This window comes from Shinella sp. OV683 (assembly GCF_057787725.1).
In genome coordinates, this window is record NZ_CM173543.1 from 1,751,110 (window position 1) to 1,762,734 (window position 11,625).

Annotated in this window: 12 protein-coding genes; 10 read left to right on the plus strand and 2 right to left on the minus strand. The window is 60.2% G+C overall.

Annotated elements, in window-relative coordinates:
• The first annotated feature begins 1 nt into the window (after position 1).
• Positions 2-1,285: an aspartate aminotransferase family protein gene (locus ACXHRN_RS08340; RefSeq protein ID WP_488640853.1), complete on the plus strand. Its 1,284-nt coding sequence runs from the start codon at positions 2-4 to the stop codon at positions 1,283-1,285.
• Between the two features lie 2 nt (positions 1,286-1,287).
• On the plus strand, positions 1,288-2,262 hold the full coding sequence (locus ACXHRN_RS08345; RefSeq protein ID WP_488641861.1) for a phosphotransferase enzyme family protein: 975 nt from the start codon (positions 1,288-1,290) through the stop codon (positions 2,260-2,262).
• Between the two features lie 3 nt (positions 2,263-2,265).
• Here the strand turns inward: ACXHRN_RS08345 and hpaR are convergent, their stop codons facing one another.
• Complete coding sequence (hpaR, locus tag ACXHRN_RS08350) at positions 2,266-2,745, minus strand: homoprotocatechuate degradation operon regulator HpaR (protein ID WP_488640854.1); 480 nt, start codon at positions 2,743-2,745, stop codon at positions 2,266-2,268.
• A 134-nt stretch (positions 2,746-2,879) separates the two neighbouring features.
• Here hpaR and ACXHRN_RS08355 point away from each other — a divergent pair, with 134 nt between their 5' ends.
• The 6 genes from ACXHRN_RS08355 (at position 2,880) to hpaI (ending at position 8,658) form a co-directional block, all read left to right on the plus strand.
• Positions 2,880-3,272: a 5-carboxymethyl-2-hydroxymuconate isomerase gene (locus ACXHRN_RS08355; RefSeq protein WP_488640855.1), complete on the plus strand. Its 393-nt coding sequence runs from the start codon at positions 2,880-2,882 to the stop codon at positions 3,270-3,272.
• Between the two features lie 75 nt (positions 3,273-3,347).
• Positions 3,348-4,862, plus strand: a complete 1,515-nt coding sequence (hpaE, locus tag ACXHRN_RS08360) for a 5-carboxymethyl-2-hydroxymuconate semialdehyde dehydrogenase (RefSeq protein ID WP_488640856.1) — start codon at positions 3,348-3,350, stop codon at positions 4,860-4,862.
• 54 nt (positions 4,863-4,916) lie between these two features.
• Positions 4,917-5,897, plus strand: coding sequence for a 3,4-dihydroxyphenylacetate 2,3-dioxygenase (hpaD, locus tag ACXHRN_RS08365; protein ID WP_488640857.1), 981 nt, complete (start codon positions 4,917-4,919; stop codon positions 5,895-5,897).
• 261 nt (positions 5,898-6,158) lie between these two features.
• A complete protein-coding gene (locus ACXHRN_RS08370; RefSeq protein ID WP_488640858.1) occupies positions 6,159-7,031 on the plus strand; it encodes a fumarylacetoacetate hydrolase family protein in 873 nt (290 codons plus the stop codon).
• A 3-nt stretch (positions 7,032-7,034) separates the two neighbouring features.
• The gene (gene hpaH / locus ACXHRN_RS08375) at positions 7,035-7,838 is read left to right on the plus strand and encodes a 2-oxo-hept-4-ene-1,7-dioate hydratase (RefSeq protein WP_488640859.1); all 804 of its coding nucleotides are present in this window, start codon (positions 7,035-7,037) and stop codon (positions 7,836-7,838) included.
• 10 nt (positions 7,839-7,848) lie between these two features.
• Entirely contained in the window at positions 7,849-8,658 is an 810-nt protein-coding gene (gene hpaI, locus ACXHRN_RS08380) for a 4-hydroxy-2-oxoheptanedioate aldolase (protein WP_488640860.1), read from the plus strand.
• Positions 8,659-8,942: 284 nt separating this feature from the next.
• Here hpaI and ACXHRN_RS08385 read toward each other — a convergent pair whose 3' ends face one another.
• Positions 8,943-9,620: a DUF2161 domain-containing phosphodiesterase gene (locus ACXHRN_RS08385; RefSeq protein WP_488640861.1), complete on the minus strand. Its 678-nt coding sequence runs from the start codon at positions 9,618-9,620 to the stop codon at positions 8,943-8,945.
• Positions 9,621-9,631: 11 nt separating this feature from the next.
• Between ACXHRN_RS08385 and ACXHRN_RS08390 the strand changes: the two genes are divergently transcribed.
• Both ACXHRN_RS08390 and ACXHRN_RS08395 read left to right on the plus strand, forming a co-directional pair.
• Positions 9,632-10,702, plus strand: coding sequence for a GlxA family transcriptional regulator (locus tag ACXHRN_RS08390; RefSeq protein ID WP_488640862.1), 1,071 nt, complete (start codon positions 9,632-9,634; stop codon positions 10,700-10,702).
• A 79-nt stretch (positions 10,703-10,781) separates the two neighbouring features.
• The gene (locus ACXHRN_RS08395) at positions 10,782-11,354 is read left to right on the plus strand and encodes a DUF1349 domain-containing protein (protein WP_488640863.1); all 573 of its coding nucleotides are present in this window, start codon (positions 10,782-10,784) and stop codon (positions 11,352-11,354) included.
• Positions 11,355-11,625 lie beyond the last annotated feature (271 nt).

Genomic DNA, 11,625 nt, shown 5'->3' on the forward strand with positions numbered 1-11,625 from the left:
GATGTCGAATAACGCGGCCCTACTGGCGCGGCGCGAAAAGCTGCTCGGCAAGAACATGTCGACTTTTTACCAGGATCCGGTGCATCTCGTAAAAGGCGAGGGCGTCTGGCTCTGGGATGTCGATGGCAGGAAGTATCTCGACTGCTATAACAATGTGCCGCATGTCGGCCATTGCCATCCGCGCGTGGTCGAGGCGATCACGCGGCAGGCCTCGACGCTCAATACCCACACGCGCTACCTGCATGAGGGAATTCTCGACTATGTCGAGCGGCTGACCGCCACTTTCGACGACAGCCTCGATACCGCGATTCTCACCTGCACGGGCAGCGAAGCCAATGATATCGCGCTGCGCATGGCGCAGGCAGTCACCGGCAAGACGGGCGTCATCGCTACCAATCACACCTATCACGGCAACACGACGGCGGTGTCGCAGCTCTCGACGCGCATGCCGCCGGTTGGCGGTTATGGCGGCCATGTTCGGCATGTGCCGGCACCGGATGGCTATCGTCCCCTGGGTGGAATTCCGGGCGAGGCCTTCACCGATGCATGGGCAGCCGAAATCGAAAAGGCCATCGCTTCATTGCAGGAAGCGCCACACGGTTTTTCGGCTCTGATCATCGATCCGTTCTTCGCCAATGAGGGTTTCCCAGAGCTGCCGGAAGGCTTTCTCGTCAAGGCCGCTGCCATCGTCAGGAAGGTTGGCGGGCTGCTGATCTGCGACGAAGTGCAGCCCGGTTTCGGTCGGACGGGCACGCATATGTGGGGCCATCAGCGCGCCGGCGTCGTTCCGGATGTGGTGACGTTGGGCAAGCCGATGGGCAATGGTCATCCGATCGGCGGGGTCGTCGCCAATTCGGAGACGCTGAATGCCTTCCGCAAGGCCTTTCGCTACTTCAACACATTTGGTGGCAATCCGGTGTCGTGCGCCGCTGGTATGGCGGTGCTCGATGTGCTCGAGGATGAGAAGTTGATCGAAAATGCGCGTGTGGTGGGCGACTATGCCCAGGCGGGATTGCGCAAGCTTGCCGAGAAGCACGACATCATCGGCAATGTGCGGGGAAGCGGGTTGTTCTTCGGCGCGGAACTGGTTCTCGATCAGGCGACCAAGGCGCCGGCGACGGAACTTGCGACCACTGTCATCAACGAGATGCGCGAACGCGGTGTGCTGATGGGCAAGCTCGGCATTCACCAGAATGCCACGAAGATCCGCCCGCCCATGCCGTTCACCACGGAGAATGCCGACTTCATGCTGTCCGCGCTCGATGACGTGCTGACGGGTCTCTGATGGTGGACAGGATTCTGGAGGACTTGCAGGAGAGGGCGTGTGCGGCGCTCGCCGAGTGGGGGCTGCCAGCACAGGAACCGCAACTGTTGAAATATCGCGAGAACGCGGTGTTCAAGGTGTGTCTTGCCGATGGCAGCAAGGCGGCGCTGAGGCTGCATCGGCCGGGTTATCATTCCGAACAGGCACTGCTGTCCGAACTGCAATGGATGGACGATCTGCGCCGCAACGGCCTGTCCGTGCCGCAGCCGATCGCTACCGGCGACGGACGATTGCTTGTGGAATTGGCTGGCATCGAGCCGCAATTCGCCGACCTGATCGGCTGGGTCGACGGAGCGCAGCTTGGTGAGACCGGCAAGCCGCTTGGCTATAACAGCGACCGGATTGTGCCGCTGTTTCACGCGGTGGGCACCGCTATGGCCGAGATGCATAACGTTTCTGATCGCTGGACGCCACCGGCCAATTTTTCGCGCAGCGCCTGGGATGCCGATGGTTTGTTGGGTGAAGCGCCGGTCTGGGGCCGGTTCTGGGATTGCGCCGGGGTGTCATCCGATGATCGGGATTTCCTGGCCCGGCTTCGCGCAGATCTGATTCAGCGATTGCAGGCGATCTCATCCGACCTCGATTACGGGCTGATCCATGCCGACCTTGTGCGCGAAAACGTGCTGGTCTCCGGCGATCGCGTTGCGATGATCGACTTCGACGATTGCGGTTGTGGCTGGCGGTTGTTCGACATCGCCACAGCCTTGCTGCGCAATCGCCGCGAACCGCATTACCCGTTGATCAAGCAATCTCTTCTGGACGGCTATCGTTCAAAACGCGCCCTGAGCGACGAAAGTCTGGCACATCTGCCATTGTTCCTGACGTTGCGTGGCCTCACCTATATCGGTTGGGCCGGCGAGCGGCCGGAATTGCCTGACTCTGCGGAACGCATGACACGCTACGTCAGGGAAGCTCGGGAGCTGGCCGATGCGCTTTAGCGATCACTTCGCTTCGTTGAATGTCGCGACCTCGTCAAGCATGTCGAGCAGCTGCTCGATCTTGTCGCGGCCGAAATGTTTTTCCAGCCGGTCGTAGATGATGCGGCTTTCAGGCGCGACTTCGTGGATGATGGCCATGCCGGCAGGCGTGATCTGCAGCAGCACCCGGCGGCCGTCATTCTCGTCCTTGTGCTTGGTGATGATGCCGCGCTCTTCCAGCGAACGGATGATGCGGGTCAGGCTCGGGGCAAGAATGAAAGCCTTGTCGGCCATCTCGGAGGCATCGACCGTTTCCTGCTCGGCAAGGATACGGATCACGCGCCATTGCTGCTCGGTGATGTCGTGCTCGGCAAGCATCGGGCGGAAATGGCCCATCACCGCTTCGCGGGCGCGGAGCAGGGCGATCGGCAGCGAGCGCCTGATATTGCGGGGCAGGAAGGAGTCTTGTGCCAGCTTCGGCTTGGGTGAAGATCGATCGGTCATATCGCGTTCTATCGTCCATTTTTCGCAGCTTTGCAATTGGGCGTTTCAAGAGGGTTTGACGATGAAACCTCTTGACAGACGAGCGGATATCATTAACATGTTAAATATATAAGAAAGACACCTGGGGAGGAAAGATGCCGCACTTTACGATAGAGTATTCGGCGAACCTGGATGGTTCTGTCGATTTTGCCGCACTTTGCAGCGTCGTGCACAAGACGATCCTGGAGTCGGGCCTGTTCGAACTCGGAGCCGTGCGGGTGCGCGCCATCCGTTGCGAGGCCTATGCGGTGGCGGATCTGCTGCCGGAAAACGGGTTCATCGACATGTCCTTTCGCGTCGGCACCGGCCGTAGCGAGGTGGAGCGCAAGGCAACGGGTGATGCAATTTTTGCTGCCGTGACCGAGTTTCTGGCGCCGCAATTTGCCACCCCGCATTTCGCGCTGACGCTGGAGATCCGCGAGATCGATCCCGCGCTCAGTTGGAAGAAGAATGCCATCCACCCGCGACTTCGAGCCAAGAGCTCATAGATAGATTCAAGTTCGCTGATCCGAATATTTCGCCCACAGGAATGCCGGGGCGATCGACTGCCTGATGGAGACGACATGTCAAAGCTCGACGAAAACATCGCAAAAGCAAAGGCCTATCTCGCCAAGTTCGAGAACGGAGTCATGAACCGCATCGACGGCGAGGATGTGCCTGCCGTCGATGACTCGACCTTCGAGACGATTTCCCCTGTCGATCTCAAACCGCTTGCAAGTGTGGCGCTTGGCAAGTCAGCCGATATCGACCGTGCCGTGAAAGCGGCCAAGGCTGCGTTTCCAGCCTGGGCAGCGATGGATGGCACTGCGCGCAAGAAGCTGCTGCACAAGATTGCCGACGCCATCGTGGCGCGGGCCGAAGAGATCGCCTTCGTCGAATGCATGGATACCGGACAATCCCTCAAGTTCATGGCCAAGGCTGCCCTGCGCGGTGCAGAGAACTTCCGATTCTTCGCAGACCGTGCGCCGGAAGCGCGTGACGGTCAGGCGCTGCGTGGCCCCGGCCAGGTCAATATCACCACGCGCGTGCCAATCGGTCCGGTCGGGATCATCACGCCGTGGAACACGCCGTTCATGCTGTCGACCTGGAAGATTGCACCGGCGCTCGCCGCCGGTTGCACGATCGTCCATAAGCCGGCAGAATTCTCGCCGTTGACGGCGCGATTGTTGGTTGAGATCGCCGAGGAAGCCGGCCTGCCGAAGGGTGTCTGGAATCTGGTCAACGGCTTTGGCGAGGATGCCGGCAGGGCGCTAACCGAGCATCGTGATATCAAAGCCATCGGTTTCGTCGGTGAAAGTCGCACTGGATCGATGATCATGAAGCAGGGCGCAGATACGCTCAAGCGCGTGCATTTCGAACTTGGAGGCAAGAACCCGGTCATCGTCTTTGCCGATGCCGATCTCGAGCGAGCAGCCGATGCCGCCGTGTTCATGATCTACTCGCTGAACGGCGAGCGCTGCACCTCGTCCTCGCGCCTGCTGGTCGAGGAGAGTGTCTACGACAAGTTCACTGATATCGTTGCCGAAAAGGCCAAGCGCATCAAGATTGGTCACCCGCTCGATCCCGAGACGGTGGTCGGTCCGCTGATCCATCCGGTGCATGAGAAAAAGGTGCTGGAATATATCGATATCGGCAAGGGCGAGGGTGCGACGCTCGCAGCCGGCGGCACCAAGTTCGATGGTCCGGGTGGCGGCTGCTACATCTCGCCGACGCTGTTCACCGGCGCCAACAACCAGATGCGGATTGCCCAGGAAGAGATTTTCGGGCCTGTGCTGACGGCTATTCCGTTCAAGGACGAAGCCGACGCGCTCGAACTGGCCAACGACGTCCAATACGGCCTGACGGGATATCTCTGGACCAACGATGTCACCCGCGCCTTCCGGTTCACCGACGCGCTCGACGCCGGGATGATCTGGGTCAATTCCGAAAATGTCCGCCACCTGCCGGCGCCATTCGGCGGCGTCAAGAGTTCCGGCATCGGCCGTGACGGCGGCGACTGGTCATTCGATTTCTACATGGAAACCAAGAATATCGCCTTCGCCAACACGGCGCATTCCATCCAGAAACTTGGCGGCTGAGAACCATGATGCGTCCAACGCCCGTTTCTGCAAAACACATCTGAGGAGGAAATAATGGCTCTGCCGAAACCCAATCTCTATCCCGCCTTCAATATCGTCCGGCTCAGCCATGTCGAGCTGGCCGTCACCGATCTTGCCAAGTCGCGCGCCTTCTATGTCGATACGCTCGGCCTGCAGGTGACCGACGAGGACAAGGACACGATCTATCTTCGCGCTATGGAAGAACGTGGCCACCATTGCATCGTGCTGAAGAAGGCCGCCAAGGCCGAAGCCAAGGATCTTGGCTTCAAGGTGTTTTCCGAGGAAGACCTCGACAAAGCGGAGCATTTCTTCAAGGGCAAAGGCCTGCCTGTGGATTGGGTCGAGCGGCCGTATCAGTCGCGCACGTTCCGCACCCGCGATCCGCATGGCATTCCGCTTGAGTTCTACTCGAAGATGGACCGCCTGCCGCCGATCCACCAGAAATATGCGCTCTACAAGGGCGTCAAGCCGCTCAGGATCGACCACTTCAATTGCTTCTCGCCGAATGTCGATGAGAGCGTCGCCTTCTACAACGAACTCGGTTTTCGCGTGACGGAATACACCGCTGACGAGGAAACTGGTCGCCTCTGGGCTGCCTGGACGCATCGCAAGGGGGGCGTGCACGATATCGCCTTCACCAATGGCCGCGGTCCGCGCCTGCACCACACCGCATTCTGGGTTCCGACGCCGCTCAACATCATCGACCTGCTCGACCTGATGGCGACCACCGGCTGGCTGTCGAATATCGAGCGCGGCCCGGGCCGGCACGGCATTTCCAACGCCTTCTTCCTCTATATCCGTGATCCTGATGGCCACCGGATCGAGATCTATTGCTCGGATTACCAGACGGTTGATCCCGATCTCGAGCCGATCAAGTGGGACTTGAAAGATCCGCAGCGCCAGACGCTGTGGGGTGCTCCGGCGCCAAAGTCCTGGTTCGAGGAAGGCAGCACCTTTGCCGGCACCGAGGTCGTGGATTCGATCCTGAAGGCGCAGCCGATCGTGGCGCCTTGATTGGCTGTGCGGTTTGGGCGGACTTTACCCCTCACCAACTTCGGCCAAGGGCTCGCAAAGCTCGCCCGGCCTTCGTATCCTCTCCCACAAGGGGAGAGGTAGGGGCCACAACCTCCGAGCCTCTGCTTGAGGTAAAGCTGTGCCACGAGACTGCCTCTCACCTTGTGGGAGAGGATAGTTCGCCCCAAGAGGCGTAGCCGATTGGAGCGGCGAACTTGGTGAGGGGTATGGCGCCCCGCCGGAGATGTCGAGAGAGAAGGAATGACCGTGCCGTCTAAATTCGTAAGTTTTTCCACGGCCAAGGGCCACGGTTATGGCCTGATCAAGGGCGATGGCGTCATCAATCTATCCGCCCGCAATGGCGACCGTTGGTCGACATTGCGTGAAGTCATTGAAGCCGGCGCGCTCGCACGGCTGGCTGACGAAGCGTCGACGATGGAGCCTGACCTGGCGATGGCCGATATCAACTTCGAAATCCCCATCCCCAACCCGGAAAAGCTGATCTGCGTCGGCGTTAATTTCCCCGACCGCAACGAAGAGTACAAGGACGGGCAGGCGGCTCCGGCCAATCCTTCCCTGTTCATCCGTTTCCCGCGGTCGTTCACTGGCCACGACCAGCCGCTGATCCGGCCGCCCGAAAGCCCGCAACTGGATTATGAAGGCGAGATTGTCATCGTCATAGGCAAGGGCGGCCGTCGCATTCCGGAGGCTGAGGCGCTCGACCATATCGCGGCCCTATCGCTATGCAACGAAGGCACGATCCGTGACTGGGTTCGGCATGCCAAATTCAATGTCACGCAGGGCAAGAACTTCGACCGCACGGGCTCGATCGGTCCATGGCTGGTGCCGTTTACCGACGAGGCGCAGCTCGCCGACATCAGGCTCGAGACACGGGTCAATGGTGAGGTGCGCCAGCAGGACCGCACCTCACGCATGATCTTTTCCTTCCGCAAGATCATCAACTATATCTCGACCTTTACGACGCTGGTGCCGGGCGACGTCATCGTCACTGGTACGCCGACCGGCGCCGGCGCCCGTTTCGATCCGCCGATCTGGCTGAAGCCGGGCGATGTCGTCGAGGTCGAGGCCGATGGCATCGGCATCCTGCGCAACACCATCGCCGACGAGGCCTGAGCCATGTTGACAGAAGAACAGATCACCGCTGCCGCTTCCGGGCTTGACGTCGCGGAGAAGACGCGAACGCAGACGGGGTTGTTGTCGCTCAAGCATCCGGGCATGGATATGGATGACGCCTATGCCATCCAGGACGCATGGGTGAAGCGGAAGATCGCGTCCGGGCGCAAGGTCATCGGCTGGAAGATCGGGCTGACGTCGAAGGCGATGCAATATGCGCTCAACATCGACATCCCTGACTCCGGAGTCTTGTTCGACGACATGCTGTTCGAGGACGGTGCGGTGATCCCCGCCGATCGCTTCATCCAGCCACGCATCGAGGCCGAGATCGCCTTTGTCATGAAGGCTCCTCTGAAAGGTCCCGATGTCACTATCTTCGATGTGCTCAATGCCACCGACTATGTGACGCCCGCATTGGAGATCCTCGACACACGCATCCTTCGTGTCGATCCGGAGACGAAGAAAGCCCGCACCATCGTCGACACGATCTCCGACAATGCCGCCAATGCCGGTATCGTCATCGGTGGGCGACAGATGCGTCCGGACGATGTCGATATGCGCTGGATGGGTGCCATCGTCTCGCGCAATGCCGAAGTCGAGGAAACCGGACTTGGCGCAGGTGTGCTGAACCATCCGGCGCGCGGCATCGCCTGGCTGGCCAACAGGCTGGCGCAGTATGGCGCGGGCATCGAGGCGGGGCAGGTCGTCCTTGCGGGATCGTTCATAAGGCCGATCGAGGCACGTCATGGCGATACGATCGTGGCCGATTTCGGCCCGTATGGCACGATCAGCTGCTTCTTCAAATAAGGCCAACAGAATGCCCGCACCAAAGAACACCTTCAAGACTGCGCTTGCCGAGCATCGCACCCAAATCGGTCTCTGGGTTGCCCTGACCAGCGCCTATACGGCGGAGATTTGCGCGGGCGCCGGCTACGACTGGCTGCTGCTTGATGCCGAACATGCACCCAACGATATCCAGACGCTGGTGGCGCAATTGCATGCACTTGCGAAGTATCCGGCTCATGCGATTGTCCGGCCGCCGATCGGCGAGGCCTGGATGATCAAGCAGATCCTCGATATCGGCGCCCAGACCATCCTGGTGCCGATGGTCGAGACGCAGGAACAGGCCGAGGCAATGGTGCGCGCAGTGCGCTATCCTCCACACGGCATTCGTGGCGTTGGCGCCTCGCTCGCCCGCGCCTCGGGTTTCAACCGCATTCCCGATTATCTCCAGACGGCCAATGACGAGATCTGCCTGCTCCTGCAGATCGAGAGTCGGGCGGGGCTCGCCAATCTCGATGCTATCGCTGGAACTGAAGGTGTCGACGGCGTGTTCATCGGCCCGGCCGATCTCGCTGCGGACATGGGGTATCTCGGCAAGCCGGGCGCGCTGGAGGTGCAGCAGGCGGTGGAGTCAGCACTTGTCCGTATCCAGAGCCACGGCAAGGCCGCAGGCATTCTCACCGCGGACCAAGCGCTTGCCGGACGCTATGTTGAATTGGGCGCCACCTTCGTCGGTATCGGCAGCGATGTCAGCCTGTTCTCCAATGCCACGTCGAAGCTGGTCGCGGACTTCAGGTCGGGAGCCGTGGCAGCGGAACCGGCGAAGGCAGGGCAAGTTTATTGAGGCGTCACCTCGTCACGAGTCATTCTGCGAGGGCACTCAAGTCTTTGAAGCATCGCCCCACGGCGTCATCCTTGGGCTCGTCCCGAGGATCTAATCGCTTTGCATGTGGCGAATATTTCAATGGCTTAAAGAACCATAGGAAGATCCTCGGGACGAGCCCGAGGATGACGAGAAGAGCGTTTGTTGCCCGGCAAAAAAGGATTGCTGTCCCAATGAAAGCCCAGTCGTATGAATCGCTTAAGCGGACCTGTTCGCATTCCGATTCATTCGGCTCACGAGCCGATTCAAGTAGCCACTATCGCAGGCAACTCAAATTCCTGTGGCCAGCGTTGGAGCGCTTCAAGGCCCGCCGCTGTCAAACCGTAGACACCTCGATCGGCATGGTCGAACCAGCCATAGACATTGCCACGCAGGATATTGGCGACGTCGGGCGCGAAGGGGCGGATATCGCGCGGCCGCACCAATCCCTGCTGAAGAGCCGCGGCGCACGTGAGTGCCTGCTGGCGATAGGCAGTCATGATCGGCGAGCGGTTGATGCCACCCAAGGCGGGATCGCCCTTGCGGCGCTTGTGTTCCGCCACAAGCCGCGAACGGCGCTTGGCGTTCTTGCGCGGGGCGGGCGATTCCGGGCTGATGATGATATCGACGGTGCCGCTATCGGCGACCGACAGCATGCCGATGCCGAGCCTTCGGCAGAGATCGCGGAAACGGCGGTCGCTCTCGCGGCCCTTGCCCTTGGCGGAGACGCGGGCGGCGATCCAGACCTCGTCGGAGATCGTCGCGCGGTCCACCGCCTGGAGGATGAGTTCGAGGTTGAAGGTCAGCTTCAGTTCGCAGACGACAACGACGGATGGCTCGCCTTGGTTGATGCCGACGACGTCGCAGCCGCCAATCTCACCCTTGACGACATAGCCTGCCGCTTCAAGAAAACCCTTGATGGGCAGATAGAGCGTAGTTTCCAAGCTGGTTCCTCATGTCGATAGTCGATCTGCGGCATAACAGAGTCGTTGCGAAACGAAGAGGGGATGGAGGCCGATTGGCAAAGAGCGATACATCCGCACCCGCTAAGCTGAAGGTCGGGTTCATTCTCGCCCGGCATTTCACGCTGAGCGCGTTTTCGCTATTCGTCGACACACTCCGGCTTGCCAGCGATTTTGAAGACCGGTCGGGCAGAGTGCTTTGCGATTGGGACGTGATCAGCGCCACCAATCACATGATCAAGTCTTCGAGCGGCATCCAGGTCGCACCGACCGCCAAGCTGGGCGATCCGGAGCGTTTCGATTACATCGCCGTGGTCGGCGGCCTGCTGGATATCGAGGAGCCGTTGGATCGAGAAACGATCGCCTATCTGCATGAGGCGACCAAGAAGAAAGTGCGCATCATCGGTGTCTGCACCGGCAGTTTCATTCTGGCCTCGGCCGGGCTGCTGAAGGAGCGGCTGGCCTGCGTCAGCTGGCTGCATCATGAGGAATTCAAGGCGCGCTTTGCCAGGAACCGGCTGACATCGCATCGGCTCTATGTCGAAGATCGGGGCATTATTACCTGCGCAGGCGGCAGTGCGGTGGCCGACATGGCGGCGTTCCTCGTCAAGCGGCATGTCGGCGTCAATGCCGAGAAGAATGCGCTGGAAATCCTGCAGGTGGAGCGTCGCCGCGATGGCGACGAGCTGCAGAGCCGCACACCGATTGCCTTGCCGCTGCACAACGACACCCGCATCAAGGCCAGCCTGCTCTACATGGAGCAGAATATCGACGATGTCGTCGGCATCGAAAAGATCGCGGACAATGTCGGCCTGTCTCGCCGCCAGCTGGAGCGGCTGTTCAATGAGAAGACAGGAACATCGCCAGCGGCTGCCTATATGCGCATTCGCCTGGATCGGGCGATGTTCCTGGTGGAGCGGACGACCAAGCCGCTGATCGAAATCGCGCTCGATGTCGGCTTTGAAAACAGCTCGCATTTTTGCCGGAAGTTTCGTGAGAATTTCGGCCTGACACCCACCAAGCTCAGGGGCAAGGCCAAGGCTGCCGTCACAGGGCCGGCGTGATCGACAAGGATACTGCCGCATTGTTTTCGATCGCCAAATCTATATCGTCGCTCCCGAACGAGACCGATCGGGAGCGGAGATGGGGAACGAATTCCACTGGCTGAACGAGCCGCCGGAGTGGCAAGGCGATGCGAAGGCACTTACGCTCACTACGGGCGACAACACAGATTTCTGGCAGGAAACTTTCTACGGCTTCAAGCGCGACAGCGGCCATGCCTGGCTGCAGCCGGTATCCGGGGATTTCTCCGCTGTTGTAACCATCAAGGGCGACTATCAGGCGCTCTACGACCAAGCCGGCATGATGTTGCGCATCGACGAGACGCACTGGATCAAGGCCGGCATCGAGTTTACCGATGGGCTGATGCATTTCTCCGTGGTTGTCACCCGTGGTATTTCCGATTGGTCGGTGATCCCGCTGCATCAGGCATCGCCCGCAACTGCCGTCCATGTGCGGCTGACACGGCACGGCGACGCGGTGCGGGTGCAATTTCACCTCGGCGCTGGCGCATGGCAGATGGCACGGCTCTGCCCATTCCCAGCCGGCGAAGCATTGATCGGGGTCACTGCCTGCTCACCGGAACGCTCCGGATTCCGCGCGCGGTTCGAGGATTTCGAGGTGGGGCCGCCGATAGCACGCAAGCTGCACGATTAAACCAGCTGGGAAGCAATACCGCCCGGTTTCGTTTAGCTCGTGTCCCTCCGCAAGCTAGCCACCCCCACATTCAAATGCTATGCTAAGTTGAAGGAATACTCTGCGAAATTGACGCAGGGCGCTATTGTCGCACGGTAAGATGTTGAGTTTTCGACTATGAACTGCGTGGCCCAGGCATTTTCGGAGGATACCCACGGCCACGGGAGGGAGACACAGCGGCAAGAGACGGCCGCAGGGGCGCGAGAGTGTCCCGACAGCCTATAGGGGTCAG